The organism is Vibrio sp. V12_P9A6T4 (assembly GCF_963874835.1).
Classification (GTDB): domain Bacteria; phylum Pseudomonadota; class Gammaproteobacteria; order Enterobacterales; family Vibrionaceae; genus Vibrio; species Vibrio anguillarum.
Genome location: NZ_CAWNJO010000093.1, coordinates 36,649 through 59,576 on the forward strand (window position 1 = coordinate 36,649; position 22,928 = coordinate 59,576).

General features: G+C 46.1%; 24 protein-coding genes. 14 read left to right on the forward strand and 10 right to left on the reverse strand.

Annotation, left to right across the window (positions count from 1 at the left end):
• The first annotated feature begins 11 nt into the window (after nucleotides 1–11).
• Nucleotides 12–1,895: a 1-deoxy-D-xylulose-5-phosphate synthase gene (gene dxs / locus AACQ42_RS14665; RefSeq protein WP_019281147.1), complete on the forward strand. Its 1,884-nt coding sequence runs from the start codon at nucleotides 12–14 to the stop codon at nucleotides 1,893–1,895.
• A 109-nt stretch (nucleotides 1,896–2,004) separates the two neighbouring features.
• Here dxs and truC read toward each other — a convergent pair whose 3' ends face one another.
• Both truC and AACQ42_RS14675 read right to left on the reverse strand, forming a co-directional pair.
• Nucleotides 2,005–2,727, reverse strand: a complete 723-nt coding sequence (gene truC / locus AACQ42_RS14670) for a tRNA pseudouridine(65) synthase TruC (RefSeq protein WP_017045581.1) — start codon at nucleotides 2,725–2,727, stop codon at nucleotides 2,005–2,007.
• Entirely contained in the window at nucleotides 2,721–3,041 is a 321-nt protein-coding gene (locus AACQ42_RS14675; RefSeq protein WP_094166375.1) for a YqcC family protein, read from the reverse strand. The genes truC and AACQ42_RS14675 overlap by 7 nt, the downstream gene beginning before the upstream one ends.
• Nucleotides 3,042–3,163: 122 nt before the next feature.
• Between AACQ42_RS14675 and AACQ42_RS14680 the strand changes: the two genes are divergently transcribed.
• Together AACQ42_RS14680 and AACQ42_RS14685 are read left to right on the forward strand one after the other, a co-directional pair.
• Nucleotides 3,164–4,207: a DUF3549 family protein gene (locus AACQ42_RS14680; protein WP_094166408.1), complete on the forward strand. Its 1,044-nt coding sequence runs from the start codon at nucleotides 3,164–3,166 to the stop codon at nucleotides 4,205–4,207.
• Nucleotides 4,208–4,218: 11 nt separating this feature from the next.
• Nucleotides 4,219–4,518, forward strand: coding sequence for a DUF3301 domain-containing protein (locus AACQ42_RS14685; protein WP_017045584.1), 300 nt, complete (start codon nucleotides 4,219–4,221; stop codon nucleotides 4,516–4,518).
• Here the strand turns inward: AACQ42_RS14685 and AACQ42_RS14690 are convergent.
• Entirely contained in the window at nucleotides 4,478–4,990 is a 513-nt protein-coding gene (locus AACQ42_RS14690) for a GNAT family N-acetyltransferase (protein ID WP_094166376.1), read from the reverse strand. The two genes, AACQ42_RS14685 and AACQ42_RS14690, sit on opposite strands and share 41 nt — an antisense overlap.
• Before the next feature lie 868 nt (nucleotides 4,991–5,858).
• Between AACQ42_RS14690 and AACQ42_RS14695 the strand changes: the two genes are divergently transcribed.
• Entirely contained in the window at nucleotides 5,859–6,146 is a 288-nt protein-coding gene (locus tag AACQ42_RS14695) for a hypothetical protein (RefSeq protein WP_013857408.1), read from the forward strand.
• A gap of 7 nt (nucleotides 6,147–6,153) precedes the next feature.
• Nucleotides 6,154–6,603: a YaiI/YqxD family protein gene (locus tag AACQ42_RS14700; protein ID WP_026027673.1), complete on the forward strand. Its 450-nt coding sequence runs from the start codon at nucleotides 6,154–6,156 to the stop codon at nucleotides 6,601–6,603.
• A 51-nt stretch (nucleotides 6,604–6,654) separates the two neighbouring features.
• On the opposite strand, the gene ykgO is transcribed toward AACQ42_RS14700, so the two are convergent.
• Both ykgO and AACQ42_RS14710 read right to left on the reverse strand, forming a co-directional pair.
• A complete protein-coding gene (gene ykgO / locus AACQ42_RS14705) occupies nucleotides 6,655–6,780 on the reverse strand; it encodes a type B 50S ribosomal protein L36 (protein WP_010319082.1) in 126 nt (41 codons plus the stop codon).
• 3 nt (nucleotides 6,781–6,783) lie between these two features.
• The gene (locus tag AACQ42_RS14710; protein ID WP_010319081.1) at nucleotides 6,784–7,038 is read right to left on the reverse strand and encodes a type B 50S ribosomal protein L31; all 255 of its coding nucleotides are present in this window, start codon (nucleotides 7,036–7,038) and stop codon (nucleotides 6,784–6,786) included.
• Between the two features lie 121 nt (nucleotides 7,039–7,159).
• On the opposite strand from AACQ42_RS14710, the gene tsaA reads away from it, so the two are divergent.
• The 5 genes from tsaA (at nucleotide 7,160) to AACQ42_RS14735 (ending at nucleotide 10,954) form a co-directional block, all read left to right on the forward strand.
• Nucleotides 7,160–7,855: a tRNA (N6-threonylcarbamoyladenosine(37)-N6)-methyltransferase TrmO gene (tsaA, locus tag AACQ42_RS14715; protein ID WP_094166377.1), complete on the forward strand. Its 696-nt coding sequence runs from the start codon at nucleotides 7,160–7,162 to the stop codon at nucleotides 7,853–7,855.
• An 88-nt stretch (nucleotides 7,856–7,943) separates the two neighbouring features.
• On the forward strand, nucleotides 7,944–9,659 hold the full coding sequence (locus tag AACQ42_RS14720) for a proline--tRNA ligase (RefSeq protein WP_017044181.1): 1,716 nt from the start codon (nucleotides 7,944–7,946) through the stop codon (nucleotides 9,657–9,659).
• A gap of 147 nt (nucleotides 9,660–9,806) precedes the next feature.
• Nucleotides 9,807–10,448, forward strand: a complete 642-nt coding sequence (locus AACQ42_RS14725) for a tellurite resistance TerB family protein (protein WP_094166378.1) — start codon at nucleotides 9,807–9,809, stop codon at nucleotides 10,446–10,448.
• A gap of 108 nt (nucleotides 10,449–10,556) precedes the next feature.
• Nucleotides 10,557–10,763 carry a YaeP family protein gene (locus tag AACQ42_RS14730; protein ID WP_010319078.1) on the forward strand — a complete coding sequence of 69 codons (207 nt, stop codon included), beginning with the start codon at nucleotides 10,557–10,559 and terminating at the stop codon, nucleotides 10,761–10,763.
• Nucleotides 10,763–10,954: a DUF4250 domain-containing protein gene (locus AACQ42_RS14735; protein ID WP_026028112.1), complete on the forward strand. Its 192-nt coding sequence runs from the start codon at nucleotides 10,763–10,765 to the stop codon at nucleotides 10,952–10,954. The genes AACQ42_RS14730 and AACQ42_RS14735 overlap by 1 nt, the downstream gene beginning before the upstream one ends.
• Before the next feature lie 79 nt (nucleotides 10,955–11,033).
• On the opposite strand, the gene AACQ42_RS14740 is transcribed toward AACQ42_RS14735, so the two are convergent.
• Together AACQ42_RS14740 and purL are read right to left on the reverse strand one after the other, a co-directional pair.
• Nucleotides 11,034–11,267, reverse strand: a complete 234-nt coding sequence (locus AACQ42_RS14740) for a DUF3622 domain-containing protein (protein ID WP_010319076.1) — start codon at nucleotides 11,265–11,267, stop codon at nucleotides 11,034–11,036.
• 240 nt (nucleotides 11,268–11,507) lie between these two features.
• Nucleotides 11,508–15,404: a phosphoribosylformylglycinamidine synthase gene (purL, locus tag AACQ42_RS14745; protein ID WP_094166379.1), complete on the reverse strand. Its 3,897-nt coding sequence runs from the start codon at nucleotides 15,402–15,404 to the stop codon at nucleotides 11,508–11,510.
• A 312-nt stretch (nucleotides 15,405–15,716) separates the two neighbouring features.
• Between purL and mltF the strand changes: the two genes are divergently transcribed.
• Complete coding sequence (gene mltF / locus AACQ42_RS14750; protein ID WP_094166380.1) at nucleotides 15,717–17,255, forward strand: membrane-bound lytic murein transglycosylase MltF; 1,539 nt, start codon at nucleotides 15,717–15,719, stop codon at nucleotides 17,253–17,255.
• A gap of 209 nt (nucleotides 17,256–17,464) precedes the next feature.
• On the forward strand, nucleotides 17,465–17,599 hold the full coding sequence (locus tag AACQ42_RS14755; protein ID WP_254917022.1) for a hypothetical protein: 135 nt from the start codon (nucleotides 17,465–17,467) through the stop codon (nucleotides 17,597–17,599).
• A gap of 37 nt (nucleotides 17,600–17,636) precedes the next feature.
• Here the strand turns inward: AACQ42_RS14755 and tadA are convergent, their stop codons facing one another.
• Complete coding sequence (gene tadA / locus AACQ42_RS14760) at nucleotides 17,637–18,152, reverse strand: tRNA adenosine(34) deaminase TadA (protein ID WP_170888572.1); 516 nt, start codon at nucleotides 18,150–18,152, stop codon at nucleotides 17,637–17,639.
• Between the two features lie 20 nt (nucleotides 18,153–18,172).
• Nucleotides 18,173–19,060, reverse strand: coding sequence for a LysR family transcriptional regulator (locus AACQ42_RS14765; RefSeq protein ID WP_017045589.1), 888 nt, complete (start codon nucleotides 19,058–19,060; stop codon nucleotides 18,173–18,175).
• 126 nt (nucleotides 19,061–19,186) lie between these two features.
• Here AACQ42_RS14765 and AACQ42_RS14770 point away from each other — a divergent pair, with 126 nt between their 5' ends.
• Nucleotides 19,187–20,320 (forward strand): S-(hydroxymethyl)glutathione dehydrogenase/class III alcohol dehydrogenase, encoded by a 1,134-nt coding sequence (locus AACQ42_RS14770; RefSeq protein WP_013857421.1) that lies wholly within the window; start codon nucleotides 19,187–19,189, stop codon nucleotides 20,318–20,320.
• Between the two features lie 51 nt (nucleotides 20,321–20,371).
• Entirely contained in the window at nucleotides 20,372–21,214 is an 843-nt protein-coding gene (gene fghA / locus AACQ42_RS14775) for an S-formylglutathione hydrolase (RefSeq protein ID WP_094166381.1), read from the forward strand.
• 63 nt (nucleotides 21,215–21,277) lie between these two features.
• Here fghA and AACQ42_RS14780 read toward each other — a convergent pair whose 3' ends face one another.
• Nucleotides 21,278–22,837 (reverse strand): AbgT family transporter, encoded by a 1,560-nt coding sequence (locus AACQ42_RS14780; protein WP_017045592.1) that lies wholly within the window; start codon nucleotides 22,835–22,837, stop codon nucleotides 21,278–21,280.
• Between the last annotated feature and the right edge of the window lie 91 nt (nucleotides 22,838–22,928).

Sequence of the window (22,928 nt, forward strand, 5' to 3'; positions counted from 1 at the left end):
CGCGCAAAATTATGACTCTTGATATTTCAAAATACCCAACACTGGCTTTAGCAAATACACCCGATGAACTGCGCAGTCTGCCGAAAGAGGTTCTGCCAACGTTGTGTGATGAATTAAGAAACTACCTTCTTAATTCAGTCAGTCAGTCGAGTGGCCACCTTGCGTCAGGCTTAGGCACGGTTGAATTAACGGTTGCCCTACACTACGTCTATAATACCCCTTTTGATCAACTGATTTGGGATGTAGGCCACCAAGCTTACCCGCACAAAATCTTAACTGGTCGCCGCGAGAAAATGTCGACCATTCGTCAAAAAGATGGTCTTCACCCTTTTCCTTGGCGTGAAGAAAGTGAATATGACACGCTCTCTGTCGGCCACTCGTCCACCTCAATCAGTGCCGCCTTAGGGATGGCGATCAGTGCAGGTAAAGAAGGGAAAAATCGCAAAGTGGTGGGCGTGATTGGTGATGGTGCTATCACCGCAGGCATGGCCTTTGAAGCAATGAACCATGCTGGCGACGTTCATCCGGATATGTTAGTCGTGCTCAACGACAACGAAATGTCGATCTCTGAAAACGTGGGCGCACTGAATAATCATTTAGCGCAACTGCTTTCCGGTAGCCTTTATACCTCGATCCGTGAAGGGGGCAAAAAAGTGCTCTCTGGCATACCGCCTATCAAAGAGCTGGTACGTCGCACAGAAGAGCACTTGAAAGGCATGGTCGTACCCGGCACCTTGTTTGAAGAGCTTGGATTTAACTATATCGGCCCAGTAGATGGCCATGATGTGATTGAACTTATCAAGACATTACGCAACATGCGCGAGCTCAAAGGCCCGCAGTTTTTGCACATCATGACCAAAAAAGGCAAAGGTTATGAGCCCGCCGAAAAAGATCCGATTGGTTACCATGGCGTTCCTAAATTTGACCCGAGCCACACTAGCCTGCCAAAAAGCAGCAATGCTAAACCGACTTTTTCTAAAATCTTTGGCGATTTTTTATGCGACATGGCCGCGCAAGATCCAAAATTAATGGCGATTACACCCGCGATGCGCGAAGGCTCTGGCATGGTTCGCTTTTCAAAAGAGTTTCCACAACAATATTTTGATGTGGCGATTGCTGAGCAACATGCCGTCACCCTTGCGACAGGCATGGCGATTGCGGGAGATCATCCGATAGTGGCGATCTACTCAACCTTTTTACAACGGGGTTATGATCAGCTGATCCATGATGTTGCCATCATGAATTTACCGGTTATGTTTGCCATTGACCGCGCAGGGTTAGTCGGAGCTGATGGCCAAACTCACCAAGGTGCGTTTGATTTAAGCTTCATGCGCTGTATTCCCAACATGGTGATCATGGCACCCGCCGATGAAAATGAGTGCCGACAAATGCTCTATACCGGCCATAAACACACAGGGCCAAGCGCCGTGCGTTATCCTCGTGGCAATGGCATGGGAGTCGAAATCCAAACCCAATTTAGTGCGTTAGAGATTGGCAAAGGACGCATTATGCGCCAATGTGACACGGCTATCGCGAATGAAAAAATCGCGATCCTCAACTTTGGCACTTTCCTACCAAACGCGCTTGAAGCAGCCGATAAGCTAAATGCAACAGTGGCTGACATGCGATTTGTTAAGCCCCTTGATGAAACACTCATTCGCCAACTGGCTGCGCAACATGATGTGCTAGTGACCTTGGAAGAGAATGCGATTGCAGGTGGTGCGGGTGCCGGCGTCATTGAATTGATGATGAAAGAGAAAATCCTAAAACCAGTACTCAATTTAGGTTTGCCTGATCAATTCATCGCTCAAGGCACACAAGAAGAGCTGCATGCAGAATTAGGTTTAGATGCCAAAGGCATCGAGCGTTCCATTCAAGAGTATCTAGAGAAGTAGCTCGTTTTTTGTTCGCTGCCGGCTTTTATGAACTGAATGTCTTGATGAACTACACCACTTTCAGTTACATCCCAATACTCAAAACCCTCGCATCGCGAGGGTTTTGTTTTTATATCGGCTGGCTCCACTCAAACTGAGTAAACAGCCTTTGCCATACCTCATCAAAACCAGCTTTAAGCACTAATGCTTGGCCAGTAAACGGATGAGTAAAACGTAATTCAGAGGCATGGAGCATCAGACGCTGCGCGTCATAATGATCGCGAAATAGGCGGTTGTGCTTGCCATCACCATGAGTGGTATCACCAATAATCGGGTGACTCAAATGGTGCATATGACGACGCAGCTGATGTTTACGGCCTGTTTGCGGTTTCATTTCCACCAAACAGTAGCGGCTGGTTGGGAAACGCCCGGTTGAATACGGCACTTCTACTGTCGCTAATGGCTGATAAGCGGTGATCGCTTCTTGGGCTTCTTTATCTTGTTTGGCAAACTTATCGGCAATTTTATCTAACTCGATTTTGAGTGGGTAATCAAGCACATCCCCTTGTTCAATCCAACCACGCACAATCGCATGGTACGTTTTTTCCATTTGATGGTTGGCAAACATCGGCATCATTTGCGCCGCCACTTCACTGGAGAGCGCAAACACGAGCACGCCAGAAGTTGGCCTATCTAATCGATGTAGGGGAAACACATGCTGGCCAATTTGATCGCGCAGCGTTTGCATCACAAATTGCGTTTCGTGTTTATCTAGCCATGAGCGATGCACCAGCATTCCTGCGGGTTTATTCACGGCGACCAAATCATCGTCCTGATACAGAATCTCTAACATGGTTGGCTTACCTCATCAATCAAACGTAGCAACGCAATCACCTCAGCCAATTCCGCTTGATGTTGCCATGCCTCTTCAAAATAGGGAGTGAGCGAGAACCCTTGAGGAAGCTCTGTTTGCTGCTCAATTGCCAATAACATTTTGGGGATGAAAATCCACTGCAGCCACTGCTCCGGAGTGAGGGTATCGATGGAGAAAGGCTCTGTGCTCATCAATGCGCTTTCGCTTGGCGGCTGGGATTGCCAGCGCTGAGAATTGCGTAACTGAGTTTCTAATTTTTCCAACAGGTGGGTCAGTTCTGTGCTTACTGTCATTATTCACCAAGTTAATTTGCTAAGTGACCTTGAAAATGGGCTATAGAGTACCATTTATTGTTCAAAGAGAGTTATTGATCAAAAATAGTTATTCAAGAACACAAGTTAAGGCCACTTTATCCATGGATACCATTCATACGCTTAGCCAATTGCTCACCAATAGTGGTAGCCAATATCGGATCTTTGATTTAGGAAGGCGCATCTGCCCGATTGAAAATACACACTTTTCTCAAGTAGAAAAAGGTCAACAACCGTATCCCTATCCATTGCAGCGTCATGCTCATCTTGCCATCGCGTATTGGAACCAAGCCCAACAACCTTGGATCTGGTTTCTTAAATTCTCTTTGGATGAACGCGGCCTACTCAAACAAGCTGAGATAGGTAACTTCATCAAGTTTGTACTTGAAGCGATGGGGTCACGTTTGCATCAAGACCTCAGCGATGAGCAGCAGCAAAAGCTTGCCAATAATCCTTATACCTTTAAACCGAGCGACGATAAAATGGCAGTATTCCACAGCCAAATACGCGCCCAGTTGAACCTACCATCAAGCCAATATTATGAGCATGCGCAACACTATTTTAGTGGGGATTTAGGCTGGGAAAACTGGCAGACGGTCGGCTTACAAGGCATTACTGATATTTGTGCTCGTTTAAGCAAAGAACAAAATAGCGTGTTACTAAGGAAGGCATTAAACCACCTCCCCGCTCAGCCTTTGTATGCCCTGCTGGGGGCGCTCGAACATAGTGCACCGTTGAATGATAAGTTGGCGCTGCGTTTGCAAGAGATGGCAATGTTGCACATCGAAAGCCACGAACCTGATCCGTTCTTACTCTCTGCTTTAATACGAGCCTTATCAGGTGCGAATAATGCACTCACCGCGACCTTGGTTGAACGTATTCTGCAAAGCCCACGCTTGAGCCATCAAGAGATATTAATTGCCATTGCAGGGCGCTCGTGGCATGTATTGTCTAACCCATCACTTGCCGAAACGTTTTTATTACGCTTGGCGCAAACAGGCAATCAAGCCCTCTTTAACCAGCTCTTTGCTGATTTAGTGATGCTGCCAGAACTGCGAATGGTACTGCTGCCACTGCTGCATTCTAGCCCTTCGATCGAATTAGCCGATGCCTTAATTCGCTTACAACAAACAACTAAAGCTCAATAACTGGAATGTTTATGCTAGGCGATCTATTGGCTATTTTATTACTCAGCTTGGGCTGCTTTCTTTTCTGGCAACAGCGTCGCCAAGCCGAATTGGCAAAAGCGGCGATCAGTCGAAAATGCGAACAACTCGACTTACAGCTGATCAGCGTTGCTTTTGGACGCCACAAATTCAAAACGCCAGAAGGACTCTGGCGTTGGCATACCGTTTATTGGTTTGAGTTTTCTGCACTAGGTGACGACTGCTACCAAGGTGAATTACAAATGATAGGCTTTAGGCCATCTGCTTTTCATTTGCCGCCTCATCGTATGTAAACTCAAATTCCCAATAAGGGCCAAAAACATCTTCTTTCTCACCCAACAGCTCAAAGCCTAGTTTTTTGAGTACCGCAATAGAGGCATGGTGGCCAATATTAGCAGTGGCTGTAATTTTTGGTCGTTGCAATTGGTAGGCTGCTTTAGGTAAAAAAGCCTTCAATGCCTCAGTTGCAATGCCTTTGCCCCAATACAATTTATCAAAAAGAAAACCGAGTTCTGCTCGCTCTTCGTCAAGTTCAATGAACAAATGCCCCATGTATTCGCGGTTATAATTATCTAACACCGCCATTGCGTACAAATGAGGATCATGAAGCACTCGTTGAAAAAGCTGTTTTGCTGAAGCGACCGTTTTAGGGCCATTCATCTGTGCCCGATTTTTGGCGCAACAATTGAGCATCAAAAAATCAGACTCTAACGAATCGGTGTAAGGGAGAAGAAGCGTTCTTCTTGTTACGGTTGTCACGTACAATCCTTGTTAGCCGCAAAATAATACCGAAAGACTCAACTAGGCTCAGGGCAATACGCCTTAGCCCAGATAAAATCTGGTACTCTATTTTTGCAAAGAAGCCGAAAATTAAACCAACCGAACGATGAGGTAATTGATCTAGATTGTTTTTTTGTTGTTATTATTTTGCTGCACTTATCATATGAACTTTTTTTGAAGCAACAACACGCTAAAGCCAGAATGCAAGTAATAAGAAAAGCCTCAACACGCATGTGTCGAGGCTTAAAGTCTTACTCGCAGCAGTCCAGCTACTAAATTGTGTGCTCCATGCATCATCCATAATAGTGGCCAATTCTTCGGCTCATCCTGCATCGCCATCCTAGCGGTGTCCAAACTTTCCATGGTACTAACACTCCGGTCAATACTCATCACTTGTTCCTTGAGCGGTGTCCATAACATCATCCTGATGTTGTCCTGCCTTATCCACAAGGTGTCCATCGCCAATCCATGCAGCTCGCATCCTGCCAACTGTTGTATCCTTACGCTGTCCTAGCATCCTGCGTGGTTATTCTTCGTGAACAACCTTGTCTTCTTCCTGAAGAGACCAAACCTTGGTGCTTTATAATTCCTTGTCAGAATCCTTCCGACAGGGTTCAATTTACTCGTTTGGCTTTAAGAAACAATCACCTAAAAATATCATTTTAAAAAAAACAACCTAAAGAAATAGATATATTAATTAAAAACAAATAGTTATAAAAAAATCACCACCAAACATTGCATTAAACACTGTGATTTCTTACAAACAATGTGCGAGATCTCTTACAACACTTCGCCACTTTTGCTCTTGGTAAATAAAAGGTAAGATCACAGCAACTCACAAAAAGGACAACCTATGCTCACAAAAGATGTCACTCAAGAACTAGAAAGCATCTTGACTCTCTTACAACAACAGGGAAAGGAGCCGAGTGTGGCCTTAGTAAAGTCACGTCTTAGCACCTCAGTGCCAATGCCAGCCTTGATTGCAACCATCAAAAGTTGGAAAAATGCACACCGAGTTCCCAAAGTAGAAGTGAGCGTTAGTACGGAAAATAGCGCGAACAAGGTAGCCGAACTTGAAACGCAACTAGCCGCTTTGTCAGCCCGAGTAGCAGCCCTAGAGGCACAACTAACCGAGAAGTAATTGAATGATGAAAATTTGGGTGGACGCCGATGCATGTCCGAAAGTAATTCGTGAAACCATTGTCCGCGCAGCCGAAAGGACGGGCGTTGAATGTACTTTTGTGGCCAATCATGTCGTTCCGATTCCGCAACGATCCAACATTCGTTCACTGCAAGTCCCCAGTGGTTTTGATGTTGCCGATAACGAAATCGTCAAACGGGTAGAAGTGGGCGATTTGGTAATTACTTCCGATATTCCGCTGGCCGATGAAGTGATAACCAAAGGTGGCTTGGCGCTCAATTCTCGTGGCGAGCTGTATACCAAAGAGACCATCAAGGCACGCCTCAATATTCGAGATTTTATGGATACGATGCGATCAAGCGGTATCCAAACTGGCGGACCAAGTGCGCTTTCTCAAACAGAACGACGCGAATTTGCCAACCATTTGGATCGCATTTTGGCTAAAGCGAACAAATAACCACATTTTGACGGTTGGACAATCACTAGCCTGTCCAACCGTTCCTCTTCATTAGCGCTGAACCGCCTTAAATCTTGGATTGGTTTTACAAATTACATATAAACGACCGCGTCTTTTGACGATTTGACAATCTGGATGACGTGATTTTGCGCTTTTTAATGAACTTAATACTTTCATAGTTTACTCCTTACCAAACTGAGCAAAGCGACGATTGAAATTCGCCACTCGTCCTTCTTTTTGAACAACTCGCTGCTTACCGGTGTAATACGGATGCGATTCAGACGACACATCTAAGGTGAAATAAGGATAGGTGTTGCCATCTTCCCACTCGATTGTCCGATCAGTTTTTAGCGTTGAACCCACAATAAAATACTTATCCACACTGGTGTCGTGGAAAACCACTTTTTGGTATGGCGGATGAATTCCGTCTTTCATCAATTTCCCCTCACTTAAATTGTTATGTTATAACATGCCAATTAATAATCATTACCAAGAAGAAAAGCAAGCTTAAATGTGATATTTTTCTCAACCAACGTGAAAAAAGACGGATACGGATATGCACACCATTGCTCCGATTGGCACTATTGAAACGCCTTATAAAGAAAAATTTGCCGTTCCTCGCCAACCTCGCTTAGTGGCGAGCGCAAGCGCGAGAGTCAAGCTCATCGGTCACGCTAATTGCTTAGAGTCGGTGCGAGGCATCGAACAATTTAGCCATGTCTGGTTACTTTTTCTGTTTGACCAAAACCTCGATGCCGGTTGGAAACCGACGGTGCGCCCACCGCGCTTAGGCGGAAATGAGCGGATCGGCGTATTTGCTTCACGGGCCACGTTTCGACCTAACGGTATCGGTATGTCTGCCGTTGAATTGAAAGGCGTCACTCAACAAGGTGATCAGGTTTATTTGGAACTAGGCAGCGTAGATTTAGTCGATAACACACCGATCATTGACATCAAACCCTATATTCCCTATTCCGATTCGATAGCCACAGCCAGCGGTGGCTATGCCGAGAGCGAGCCCGACAAGATCACAGTGACCTTTAGCCAAGCGGCGTTAACAGCACTGAATGCGCGTGCAGATCACGACATGGTTAAAGCCGTCATAGAGCAAGTGCTGGCTCAAGACCCTCGCCCAGCCTATAAGAAACACAAAATCGATCATAAAGAATATGCGGTAAATCTGTTCGATCTGAACGTAAAATTCACTATCGCAAACAACTTAGTCTCAGTAACCGCAATAGAACGCTTTTGACAAAGCCGATTGGCTGATATTATTAGCGGCTTAATTCTAGCCTCTCATTGGAGAGCGCTTTTAACTATCATGAAACGGATACCATAGAATGCGTACCAGTAAATATCTTCTTTCTACTTTGAAGGAGACTCCAAACGACGCAGAAGTCGTGAGCCATCAGCTCATGTTACGTGCAGGTATGATCCGTAAGCTGGCTTCAGGTCTTTATACCTGGCTGCCTACTGGTCTACGTGTGCTGCGTAAAGTCGAAAACATCGTTCGTCAAGAGATCGACAATGCCGGTGCAATCGAAACCTTGATGCCCGTTGTGCAACCGTTTGAACTGTGGGAAGAGACAGGCCGCTCTGAGAAAATGGGCCCTGAGCTACTTCGCTTTACTGACCGCCATACTCGTCCGTTTGTGCTTAGTCCAACTGCTGAAGAAGTAATCACCAGCTTGGTACGCAACGAAGTCAGCTCTTACAAGCAATTGCCGCTGAACCTGTACCAGATTCAAACCAAATTCCGTGATGAGAGACGTCCTCGTTTTGGTGTGATGCGTGCTCGTGAATTCTGCATGATGGATGCCTATAGCTTTGATATAGATAAAGCAGGCTTAGAGAAATCTTACCAAGCGATGCACGAAGCTTACTGTAAAGCCTTCGATCGCATGGGGCTTGATTACCGCCCAGTATTAGCCGACACTGGCGCTATCGGTGGTAACGGCTCTCATGAGTTCCATGTATTGGCTGAAAGTGGTGAAGACATCATCGCCTTCTCAACTGAATCGGATTACGCCGCCAACATCGAAAAAGCAGAAGCCATTGCGCCAGCCGTTGAGCGCGCCGCGCCAACTCAAGAGATGACGCAGGTTGATACGCCAAACGCCAAAACCATCGCTGAATTGGTTGAGCAGCATGGCCTACCGATTGAGAAAACAGTTAAAACACTGTTTGTAAAAGCCTCTGATGAGATCGATGCCTCTATCGTGGCACTGATTATCCGTGGTGATCATGAACTCAATGAAATCAAAGCCGAGAAACTCGCTGAAGTTGCCGCTCCGCTAGAAATGGCTAGCGAAGAAGAGATTCGCGCGCTGATTGGCGCAGGCCCAGGCTCTCTTGGCCCTGTTGGTCTTGAATTGCCGTTTATCGTTGATCACAGCGTAGCCGTCATGAGCGATTTTGGCGCAGGAGCCAACATCGATGGCAAACACTACTTTGGCATCAACTGGGGCCGTGACGTTGAGCTAGCGAAAGTGGAAGACCTCCGTAACGTCGTTGAAGGCGACCCAAGCCCATGTGGCAAAGGGACACTAATGCTCAAACGCGGTATCGAAGTGGGTCATATTTTCCAATTGGGTACTAACTACTCTGAGAAAATGAACTGTGGCGTTCTTGATTCCAATGGTAAAAACACCATTTTAGAGATGGGTTGTTACGGCATTGGCGTATCACGCGTTGTGGCATCAGCCATCGAGCAAAACAACGATAAATACGGCATCATCTGGCCTGACGCGATCGCACCTTTCCAAGTGGCGATTGTCCCTATGAACATGCACAAATCAGAGCGCGTCCAACAAGCTGCTGAAAAACTGTATACGGAACTGACCGCAGCTGGTATTGAAGTGCTATTTGATGATCGTAAAGAGCGCCCGGGCGTAATGTTCTCAGATATGGAACTGATCGGTGTACCACATACCATCATTATTGGCGATCGCAGTATGGATGAGGGCAACTTCGAATATAAACATCGCCGCAGTGGTGAGAAGTCGGCCGTCGCTATGAATGAAATAGTCTCCTTTATTAATGCTCAAATCGCCTAATAAAGTATGCTCTTGAAAAGGTTGCCTAATGCCTAAATGGCAACCTTTTTTATTTTGTCACCAGCCACAAAAGCTTTTTCAAGCATATTAATCTTCGATTCATCTACGGTGATCTATTCTTTAATCCATTATTAATGGAGGTGACCTATGGATCTAAAAAGTTTACTTAACCAAGCATTGAATTCAGACATCGTAAAACAAGGTTCAAGCCAACTCGGCGCTATCACACAAGATTCAAGTAAACTCAAAACCTTAGGAGCAGGTGCACTCGGTGGTGGCCTAATCGGTTTATTGATGGGCTCGAAGAAAGCAAAAAAAATAGGCACTAAAGTGATAGGGATTGGTGGAGCAGCGGCGCTCGGCGCACTAGCCTATAAAGCGTATAATGACTGGCAAGCAAAACAAACGACCACTCAACCGCAGTCTAGCTTTGACCCTAATGATGCTAGCCACAGCACGCTGATCCTAAAAGCGATGATTGCCGCCGCAAAAGCTGATGGTCATGTGGATGAACAAGAAATGGCGAAAATTGAGCAAGCCATCTCTGAAATGGGCGCAGATAACCAATTGCAGCAACTGGTAAAAAATGAGCTGCATAAACCGCTCGATCCCGCGGCTATTGCACAGTTAGCCACAACGCCCGCACAAGCGAGTGAGCTTTATCTGGCCTCTTTACTTATCGCCGATGAACAAAATTTCATGGAAAAAGCGTATCTGAACGAGCTCGCTAAGCAACTACAGCTAGCCGACGATCTGGTCATGACGCTAGAGCAGCAAGTGAATGCTTAAAGTTTCATCACATGCAATCAGAGCTTGCGCAAACGCAAGTTCTGATTTTGTCTTTGCCAAACGTAATGTGTATATTGAGAGCCATTATCATTAGTTAGGATTTAATCTATGCAAGTTTACGGTTGTTGTGAATTAGTGCGCGAGCTTTATGCGCAGATAGGCAGTGGTGATCAAGCTTATATTCCTCAAGCAATCTCCTGCGCCATCAAAACCTTGAATGATGTCGCAGCAGACGAATCGCTGCCAAAAGCGGTTCGAGAGCAAGCAGCCTTTGCGGCAGCTAACTTGCTGATTTCTGATTTCGAGGATAAGTGATGAATTTAGCCAATTTTGCCACAATGGATCCAATCATGCTGATGAGCATCATCAATATGAAGCTACGTGATGATTTTAATGGCGATCTTGATAAGCTGGCGGATGACTTTGATATCGATCGGGCGGCATTGGAGGCTCGCTTAGCCAGTGCAGGTTTTGAGTTTTTACCGCAAATCGGTCAATTTCGTTAAGGCATAAAAAACCCGCTAATTTAAAGCGGGTTTTCGTTCAAATAACAGTTCTTAAAGCACAGCACTCAGATTTTTTGTACTAAGCTTTTTTCTCTTTTCTTGCCAGAGCCTTACGCTCATTGCGTTTCGCTTGGTTCTCAATAAAGCCACTGAGCTCTTTTTCCGCCCAAGCTTGTGCTTGTGCTTCGCTTTCAAAACCCATTTCGCGCTTTGAAACAACACTTCTGCGAGAGGTCACTTGACGTACGATTTCCGCCGCCCAACCATTGCGCTTTTCAGTCACTTTGATGGTAAATTTTTTACTTTCTGACATTTTCGTTTTCCTAAGGGAATAATAAGGGATTACTCATCAACGTTTGTCGCGCGCCATTATATTATATGGCGGCGGATGTTGAACACCATCCCTTGGTAAGCGCGGCATTAGAGCACAAATCACAATTTTTTTCTGCATTTTTTACAAAAAATTCATCCTCAAAGTAAACAAAAAAGCCGCTGAGTTGCAGCGGCTGGAATAACAAGACTAAGTCGTTTCTCTCACTGGCGACAAGGTGAGTTACCCTAAGTTCTTACGTGCATTTTGGAACATACGCATCCATGGACTGTTTTCACCCCAAGAATCAGGATGCCAAGAGTTCGCTACCGTGCGGAACACGCGCTCTGGGTGCGGCATCATGATCGTCACACGGCCATCTTGAGTCGTTAAGCCTGTAATCGCATTTGGTGAACCATTTGGGTTGTTCGGATATTGCTGCGTGGCATGGCCGTTGTTATCCACAAAACGCAGCGCAACGGTGCCTGATTGTTCAATCGCCGTTAAATGTGCCGTATCACGAACTTCAACGCGCCCTTCGCCATGCGAAACCGCAATCGGCATGCGCGAGCCAGCCATCTCATTAAAAAACAGTGAATCAGATTGCTGCACTTCCACTAAGCTAAAGCGCGCTTCAAAACGCTCTGATTCATTGCGCACAAAACGCGGCCATAAATCCGCACCAGGGATTAACTCTTTCAAATTCGACAGCATTTGACAGCCGTTACACACTCCTAGCGAGAAAGTATCTTCACGTTGGAAGAAACTTTGGAACTGTTCACGAGCTTGTACATTAAACAGCACTGATTTCGCCCAGCCTTCGCCCGCGCCCAATACGTCACCATAAGAGAACCCACCACATGCGACGAGGCCTTGGTACTCTTCAAGCACCGCTTGACCCGTTAAGATGTCGCTCATGTGTATATCGGTTGTTTCAAAGCCTGCGCGATCAAACGCTGCCGCCATTTCAACGTGTGAGTTAACCCCTTGCTCGCGCAAAATAGCCATTTTTGGCTTCACGCCTTTAGCAATATACGGTGCCGCAACATCTTGTTGCACGTCAAAGCTCAAACTGACGTTAAGACCTTTATCACTGTTATCTTGTTTTGCTGCAAACTCTTGATCCGCGCACTGCGGGTTATCGCGTAGCGCTTGCATTTTATGCGTAGTTTCAGCCCAAATGGTGCGAAGTTCGGTGCGGTTACGCACAACAATAGGTTGTTCACCAGCGGTAATGGCTAGTTCATCAGAAGCGTCAACACGACCGATAACGTGTGAACACGCTTGTAAACCATGCGCCGTTAGCGTCGAGATCACCGTCTCTAAATCGTGGTGACGAACTTGAATGACTGCGCCCAGCTCTTCATTGAATAACGCGGCCAACGCATCATCACCTAGCGCGGCGATATCGGCTTTCACGCCACAATGACCAGCAAAGGCCATTTCAGCTAGAGTAACGAATAGACCACCGTCACCTTTATCGTGATAGGCAATAATCTGCTGATTCGCGACCAAGGTTTGGATCGCTTCATAGAAGGCTTTAAGCTGCGCCGCATTATCTACGTCTGCGGGTTTATCACCCAACTGTTTGTAGACTTGTGCTAACGCCGTTGCGCCCAAGCGATTCTTACCATTACCTAAATCAATCAAAACCAGTGAGGTTTCGCCCTTATCGGTTCTTAACTGAGGGGTGATGGTGTTACGTACATCTTCAACACGAGCAAATGCCGTGATCACCAATGATAGCGGAGAGGTCACTTCTTTTTGTTCGCCATTTTCATCCCATTTGGTCTTCATCGACATCGAATCTTTACCCACTGGGATAGTCAGGCCGAGCGCAGGACAAAGCTCTTCACCGACCGCTTTTACTGCCTCATACAAACCAGCATCTTCACCTGGGTGACCCGCTGGTGACATCCAGTTCGCCGACAACTTAATGTGTTTGATATCACCGATATGGGTAGCGGCAATATTGGTGATCGCTTCGCCCACGGCTAAACGTGCCGATGCCCCAAAATCCAGCAAGGCAACTGGCGTGCGCTCACCCATCGACATCGCTTCGCCATGGTAAGTATCATAACTTGCCGCAGTGACCGCGCAGTTTGCTACTGGCACTTGCCACGGACCAACCATTTGATCACGAGCGACCAAGCCAGTGACGGTTCGGTCACCAATGGTGATGAGGAAGGTTTTTTCTGCAACCGCAGGGAGACGCAGTATACGATCAATCGCTTCGTTCAATTCGATATCACGGCGATCAAGTGCTGGATTATTAACTTTCAGCGTCTTCACATCACGATACATTTTAGGTGTTTTGCCAAGCAATACGTCCATCGGCATATCAATTGGCGTATTGTCGAAATGTGAATCTTCCAATTTCAGTTCACGCTCTTCAGTGGCAATGCCCACAACAGCATAAGGCGCGCGCTCACGTTGGCAAATGGCGTCAAAGCGCGCCATGTTTTCTGGCGCTACAGCCAGTACGTAACGCTCTTGTGATTCATTACACCAAATTTCAAGCGGGCTCATTCCCGGCTCATCGTTAGGTACATCACGCAGTTGGAAAATACCGCCACGTTCACCATCATCAACAAGCTCAGGCAATGCGTTTGAGATACCACCAGCGCCCACATCATGGATAAAGGCGATCGGATTCGCCTCACCGAGTTGCCAGCAGCGATCAATCACCTCTTGGCAGCGGCGTTCCATCTCTGGGTTTTCACGCTGTACCGACGCAAAATCAAGATCTTCCGCAGATTGACCAGATGCCATAGAAGAAGCGGCGCCCCCACCAAGGCCAATGTTCATTGCCGGACCACCAAGCACAATTAAGCTCGCGCCAACAGGGATCTCTTTTTTCTGCACATGCTCGTCGCGGATATTCCCCATCCCACCAGCAATCATGATTGGTTTGTGATAACCACGCACTTCTTCACCTGCGTGAGAGTTAACTTTCTCTTCGTAAGTACGGAAGTAACCTAACAAGTTTGGACGACCAAATTCGTTGTTAAAAGCCGCGCCACCGAGCGGGCCTTCCAGCATAATATCGAGTGCCGTGACAATGCGCCCCGGTTTACCAAAATCCGTTTCCCAAGGCTGCACAAAATTAGGAATACGCAAGTTTGAAGTAGTAAAACCGACTAACCCGGCTTTAGGTTTTCCACCAATACCCGTTGCACCTTCGTCACGAATTTCACCACCGGAACCCGTTGAAGCGCCCGGCCAAGGAGCAATCGCCGTCGGGTGGTTGTGTGTTTCCACCTTCATTAAAATATGCGCTTTTTCATGGTGATAACCATATTGGCGTGTCTCTGGATCAGGGAAAAAACGCCCAACTTCCGAACCCACCATGACGGCGGCATTATCTTTATAGGCAGACAGCACATGATCAGGAGTCACTTCATAAGTGTTTTTGATCATCTTAAACAGCGATTTATCTTGCTTAACGCCATCAATAGTCCAATCGGCATTGAAGATTTTATGGCGACAATGCTCAGAGTTTGCTTGAGCAAACATCATTAATTCGATATCGGTTGGATTACGCTCAAGTTTAGTGACGAAGCTTTCGAACAAATAATCAATTTCATCGTCAGCCAATGCAAGCCCAAGGGTAACGTTTGCTTTTTCAAGCGCTGAGCGGCCGCCATTCAGCAAGTCGACGTACGCTACGGGAGCAGGTTCAGCGACTTTAAACAGTGAGGTTGCTGATTCGAAATCGGTAAACACGACTTCCATCATTCGGTCGTACAGCAGGGAATAAAGCGTAACAAGTTGCGGTTGAGAAAGTTCGCGATCTAATTCGATGTAGTAAGCCGTGCCTCGCTCTAAGCGCTTCACCTCATTCAAACCACAGTTATGCGCAATATCCGTCGCTTTGGAAGACCAAGGCGAGATGGTTCCAGGGCGAGGAGTGACCAGTAAAAGAAGACCTTGTGGCTCATGTTCTTGAATCGTTGGGCCATAAGTGAGTAGTTTCTCTAATTTTTCAAGGGATTGAGCGTCTAAATCCGCAGAGAGATCAGCAAAATGCATGAACTCCGCGTAAATACCCGATACAGGCAGTTGCTGTTCACGACAAAGTTCAACGAGTTTGTTAACACGAAACTCAGAAAGCGCTGGGGAGCCACGCAAAATTCTCATGTGCTTAGGTCTCTTATACAGTGGGTTGAGGTGTAATTGGAATGAATTCAAAATCATTAAAATACAATAAGTTAATAAAAGAAAACTGAATACATACCAATTTCACCTCGTGATTTCGAACGCATTATAAAGGAATTCTTTTTGTGACGTAACACCAAAAGCAACCGTTTGCGTCATTTTTTTTGTCAAATTTGAAATACAGCCACATTAGCGTGGTCACCGACACTTTTTCATCCGTTTTTGATCTGAAACTTTGCCAATATGGCCGCCTTTGATATAAAGGCAGTAATTGATGTAAGAGATCGCTCATAAATGCCAAAGTATTATCTGATTCAGCTTCATCGCTCATTGTCCATTTTCCTACTCACTCTTTTTGTCGTCGGTTGCCAAATCGATTCAGATCCTAAAAGCGAGCTTGACCATATTCGTGAGCGTGGCGTATTGCGAGTGGGTACGTTGAACAATCAACTCTCCTACTACATTGGCCCAGATGGCCCTGCAGGGCTGGACTACGAACTAGCACGCGAATTTGCCAATCAGCTTGGGGTTAAACTAGAGATGAAACCCGCTTATCGGTTGTCTAGTCTCTTTCCTGCACTGAAAAATGGGGAAATCGACGTTGTTGCAGCAGGGTTAAGTCAATCGAATCAACGCTTGAATGAGTTCAGAACAGGGCCCGCTTATTACTATGTCAGCCAACAAGTCGTCTATAAGAAAGGCAACTGGCGTCCAAGAAATTTAAAACAATTACTGGAAAAACAACCGGAACTGATTGCTGGTCATGAAGGTGACAGCGTTTTTTCTATCGTGAATGAATCCCACTTTGAAAATACACTCAGCGACATTAAACAGATCTACCCAGAGTTTCAGTACAATGTGAATAATAACGCCGACGTTAACGACCTTTTAAAACAGGTTTCGAATGGCGAACTGCTATTTACCATGGCTGATTCGGTCGAAGTCTCGCTGTCGCAGCGAATCTACCCTGACTTAGCCGTCGCCTTTGAATTAACTGAAGATCAGCCTATCGCTTGGTATATGCGTCGCTCTGAAGATGAAAGTTTATACGCCTTGATGATTGAGTTTTTTGGCAACCTTAAACAATCTGGTCAATTAGCGGCCTTGGAAGAGAAATATATTGGTCACGTGGGCACGTTTGATTATGTCGATACGCGCGCCTTTATTAGAGCACTCGATGTCCGCTTACCAAAATGGGCACCTCTTTTCCAACAATATTCTGACGAGTTTGATTGGCGATTAATTGCCGCCTTAGCTTATCAAGAGTCTCACTGGAATCCGTTAGCTAAATCCCCCACCGGGGTCCGCGGTATGATGATGTTGACTCTCCCTACGGCAAGAAGTGTTGGTGTCGCCAATCGACTTGATCCGGAACAATCGATTCGTGGTGGTGTCGAATACCTGCGTCGGATGGTACAGCGTATACCAGACTCCATCCCAGAACATGAGAAAATTTGGTTTGCTCTCGCTTCCTATAACGTCGGCTATGGGCATATGATGGATGCAAGACGCTTAACCAAGCAACAAGGTGCGAACCCTGATTCATGGACTGAAGTCAAAGAACGCCTCCCTCAACTGAGACAAAAGAAATACTTCAGCCAGACTCGATATGGCTACGCGCGAGGTGACGAAGCCAAGGCCTACGTTGAAAATATTCGTCGCTATTATCAAAGCATTATTGGCCATGTTGATCAACAAAAGCAGATAGACAATAGTTCAGGTACTGATGATTTGGTTGTGATCAGTATTGAGGAGGAGGAAGCCGCGTTAGAAGCTATGGAATCGGCCGATGAGGCGCAGGATAATCAGTATCTCGACCCCATAGCTCAATAAGCATAACAATAGCTAAATCTTCCACGTTGAACAAAAATTGCACACTTGATTTCCAAGTGTGCAGCCCATACATCAAAACGTGAAAAAGATCGTTCCCTAAGTTTCATATTATGGTAACAATCCTGCACTATAAAGGCAGATTAAGATTGTCATAAGGCACCCTAAACCATTAGGGATCATTGTCAAAACTCAGCAGTAGGAGGTTGTTTATGCTTAAACGTAAAAAGCTATCAAAACACCTTAATAAAACGGTGGCAGCGAACCGTCGTAAACGTATGTTATCCAATAATAAAAAGAAAATTATCTGGCGTAACCGTGCATTTATGCAATTAATCTCTGCTTAACCTTCAGCGGCAAACATCTACTCAAAGTGGATGTTTGCTAAAGCCCATCACTCTGTTGCTTATTCCGCTGTTTTTCCGCCTGTATCTCTGCGCGTCTTCGTCTAAAAAAAGATTGCAGTTGCTCCCGACACTCCTCTTCTAACAATCCTTTATCGACCGTCGCGTAATGATAGGAGGCTTGGCTTTCAAATAAATTCAGCACCGTACCGGCCGCCCCAGCTTTGAGATCTGGAGCGCCAAAGACAATCCTTTTGACTCGGCTATGCAGCAGTGCGCCTGCGCACATTGGACAGGGCTCTAAAGTGACGTATAAGGTAGTATCAAGCAAACGATAATTTTGTAACCGTTGACCTGCTTGACGCAAAGCCTGAATTTCAGCGTGCGCTGTCGCATCATGTTGACCAATAGAGGCATTCCAACCTTCAGCAATGATTTCGCCATCTTTAACAAGCACAGCGCCCACAGGCACTTCACCTGCTTGTTCTGCAAGATTGGCAAGCGCGATAGCTCGGCGCATAAACTTTTGATCTTGAACGGTAAACTGTGTATTCATATATCCTATTTTCTCTTTCACTAGCCTTTGCCGTTAGCGGACGATAGCCGTTCTGCCAGAAAATCCACCAGCAACCTAACTTTTGAGGACAAATGGCGATTTTGTGGGTATAAGGCCCATACACCTTCACGATCATCTCGGTACTGATGCAACACTTCTTGCAACTCACCCGAGAGCAAATACGGCTCTACATAATAGTCGGGCAATTGTACGATTCCAATCCCTTGCAACGCGGCATTCAATAACGCCACACCGCTGTTGCATTTAATTTTTCCTTTAACACCGATTTCACGAGAGCGTTGTTGATCCTTAAATCGCCAATAGTTCATAGTACCTTGTAAACATTGGTGATGAACCAACTCTGACAATGAATAGGGGGTGCCATATTTCACCAAATAGTCAGGGCTAGCGCAGACAAACAGTTGTCGGTTGGATAACTTTTTGCCAATAAAACTCGAATCATCTAACTGCCCTAATCGTACGGCGACATCAATTCCTTCCGCAATCAGATCCAATTTTTGGTTAGTGAGTATCAGTTCCAACTCCAATTGAGGATGTAACTGTAAAAACTCATGCAGCAAAGGCGCGACTTTCTGCTCACCATAAGTCACCGGAGCGGTCACTTTCAGTAAACCTGACGGCGTTTGCTGCATCTGCGTGACAGCAAGATCAGCCTGCGCTAAGCCTTCAACCAATTGCCGACACTGATGATAATAGAGTTGACCCGCTTCGGTCAGGGAGACTCGCCGCGTGGTACGTTGCAACAACTTTACCGCCAAGCGCTCTTCTAATAGCGCAATACGTCGGCTGACATTCGCTACTGATGTCGATAGTTTATGTGCTGCTGCGGTAAAACTTCCAGTTTCAGCCACCGCAACAAATTCATGAATGCCTTCCCAACTCGCCATCTTAATTATTACTGATAAGTAAAAGTAATTCTTATTTTAGACCGATTATCAAATTTCAAGAAGGGAATATACTGTCACTCTCCCCAACTCACTTGAAACTTCAAGTAATGTGCAAAGGAAAATCTTATGTCATCACATCAATTCATTAAATCTCGCGCGGCGATTGCGTGGGGGCCAAATCAACCACTAAAAGTCGAGGAGGTTGACGTTATGTTGCCCCAAAAAGGCGAAGTGTTGGTGCGTATTATTGCGAGCGGCGTTTGTCATACCGATGCCTTTACGCTATCTGGTGAAGACCCTGAAGGGATTTTTCCGGTTATCCTCGGCCACGAAGGTGGCGGTATCGTTGAGAGGATTGGTGAAGGGGTAACCAGCGTCGAGGTAGGAGATCATGTCATTCCCTTGTACACCGCAGAGTGTGGTGAATGCAAATTCTGTAAATCAGGTAAAACTAACCTGTGCCAAGCAGTACGTGAAACGCAAGGAAAAGGATTAATGCCGGATGGCACTACACGTTTCTATAAAGACGGCCAACCCATTTTCCATTATATGGGTTGCTCCACCTTTTCTGAGTATACCGTGTTGCCAGAAATTTCCTTGGCTAAGGTCAATAAAGCGGCTCCATTAGAAGAGGTCTGCTTGCTCGGTTGTGGTGTCACAACGGGCATGGGCGCGGTGCTCAATACGGCCAAAGTTAAACAAGGTGATACTGTGGCCATCTTTGGCCTAGGCGGCATCGGGCTTTCCGCCATTATTGGCGCAAGAATGGCTGGTGCCAGCCGTATTATTGGCATTGATATCAATGAGAATAAGTTTGAGCTTGCTACTCAGCTTGGTGCAACGGACTGCCTGAACCCGAAAACTCTGACTAAACCAATCCAAGAAGTGATTATTGAGATGACTGATGGCGGTGTTGATTTTTCTTTTGAGTGCATCGGTAACGTCAATGTAATGCGCCAAGCGTTAGAATGCTGCCATAAAGGCTGGGGAGAATCGGTCATTATTGGTGTGGCTGGCGCGGGCCAAGAAATATCAACTCGCCCTTTCCAATTAGTGACGGGCCGAGTATGGCGTGGTAGTGCATTTGGCGGCGTAAAAGGCCGCTCGGAACTGCCACACATTGTCGAGCGCTATCTGGCAGGCGAATTTGGTTTGCAAGAGTTTATTACCCATACCATGGGTTTAGAGGATATCAACCAAGCCTTTGATTTAATGCATAAAGGCGAAAGTATTCGTTCTGTGATTCATTTTGACCAATAAGCCTTAATAGTCAGCCCTTTTCTCTTAAAGGGCTGGGTGGGGAAACTTGCTATGCACATTGAAAACATTAGCCAAGCCAAAGTATTTGAAGGCTGGCATAAACAGTACACGCATTCATCACAAGTACTAGGGTGCAGTATGCGTTTTGCTATTTATCTTCCACCTCAAGCGGCCTATCAATCGGTTCCGGTGTTGTATTGGTTATCCGGCTTAACATGCAGCGATGAAAACTTCATGCAAAAAGCTGGCGCATTTCAAAGCGCGGCTAAGCTCGGTATCGCGATTGTTGCCGCCGATACCAGCCCAAGAGGTGAAGGTGTTCCTGACGACCCGCAAGGAGCGTATGATTTTGGCCTTGGCGCAGGATTTTACCTCAACGCAACTCAAGCGCCTTGGGATAAGTACTACCAAATGTACAGCTACATTGTGCAAGAACTTCCAGCCTTAATAGAGCAACATTTTCCCGTAAACCAACAGCGAGCGATTGCAGGACACAGTATGGGTGGCCATGGTGCGTTAACCATCGGATTGAAAAACCCTCAACGCTATCGCTCGATTTCAGCCTTTAGCCCGATAAGCAACCCAATACACTGCCCTTGGGGGCAAAAAGCATTTCGCCACTACCTTGGTAATAACCAGCAAGATTGGAAACAATACGATGCGGTTGAATTGCTCACTACTCACTCGTCATCCTTACCCATTTTGGTTGACCAAGGAGAGGAAGATCCGTTTTTACACGAACAGCTTAAACCTGAACGCTTACTCGCCGCTGCACAAGCGAGCAATAGCCCACTCTCGTTAAGAATGCATAAAGGTTATGATCACAGTTATTTTTTCATTCAAAGTTTCATTGATGATCACTTAACATTTCACGCGCAACATCTGTACAAATAAGATTGAAAAAGCCCGCGATACACTCGCGGGCTTTTAATTCAGACTCGATGAATAACGTTAACGCTACAAGCTGTATGTGTAAGGCGCTTGCACCCCTAGCGGAATACCAAAAGCCCAGTAAGCAAGCAGGAACAGCGTCCAACCAATCAGCATCGCAATGGAGAAAGGCATCATCATTGAAGCCAAGGTGCCAATGCCCGTCGATTTTACATAACGTTGGCAATACACCACGACTAATGGGAAGAAGACCATCAGTGGAGAGATAATGTTAGAAACCGAATCGCCCACGCGGTAAGCCGCTTGCGATAGCTCGGGAGAAATCCCTACCGCCATCAGCATAGGTACCAGAATTGGACCAATCAATGCCCATTTTGCCGAGGCCGAACCCACCAGCAAATTAACGCTAGCCGTGAGTAAAATCATCCCCACAATCGTTGCTTGGCCGGGTAAGTCCATCGCTTTTAAGCCTTCAGCGCCATACAATGCCAACATAGTACCAATATTAGACTGACCAAACGCTGATAGGAACTGAGCACAGAAGAACGACATCACTATGTATGCGCCCATCGTAGCCATGGTGCCAGACATCGCTTTTATCACGTCATTACTGTTTTTAAAGGTGCCAGCCACTCGGCCATACACAATTCCCGGAATAATAAACAAGATAAAAATCAAAGGAACGATCGACTTCATCACTGGCGCAGAAAAGGCCGTTAGCTCACCATCAGGCGAACGCAGTGCTGAGTTTTCTGGGATCAAAGCCGCTACTAGTAATGCAATACCTACCACCATTGCCCAGCCAGCAAAACGAAATGCTCTCGATTCCGTTGCGCTGAATGTTCCTAGATCAGGCGCTATTTCCGCATCTTCATCGACAGGCATATTCGCTAGACGAGGTTCAATAATTTTCTCAGTCACATACCAACCAATCGCGACGATGATCACCGAAGATAAACCCGTGAAGAAAATGTTCGCCAGCGGATTCACTATGTATTGAGGATCCAAAATTTGTGCGGCGGTTTGTGTAAAACCAGCGAGCAAAGGATCAATACCAGAAGGGATAAAGTTCGCTGAAAAGCCACCAGAAACACCAGCAAATGCGGCTGCAATACCGGCCAGTGGATGACGCCCTGCCGCATGGAAAATAATCCCACCCAGAGGAATAACCAATACATAACCAGCATCAGCAGCCGTATGCGACACTATCGCCACCAAAATCAGCATCGGTGTTAGTAGTTTCGCTGGCGTGAAATTTAGCATTTTCTTAAGGCCTGTAGTGATAAACCCTGAAGAATCAGCCACTCCCACACCGAGCATGGCAACCAGCACGATACCTAGCGGCGCAAAGCTGGTGAATGTGGTCACCATATTGGCTAGAAAACTCGCGAGCGCTTTACCTGTCAGTAGGTTATTAACTTGCAGTGCTTCACCCGTTCGAGGGTTGGTCAAATCAAATGTCACATTCGATAACAGTGCCGATGAAACCCAAACAATAATCAGTGCCCAGAAAAACAAAATCGCAGGGTCAGGAATTTTATTTCCTGCACGTTCAATAAAATTTAAAAAGCGATCCATACCGCTCGGCTTCGGAAATGGTGCTTGTTTTACGACTTGGTTACTCATTCGTAACTCCATATGTGATGTTGCTGCTGTAGGCCTATATCAATTTATTTAGCCGACCTATTAATCGTCGGTTATTCTATAAAAAAGCCTC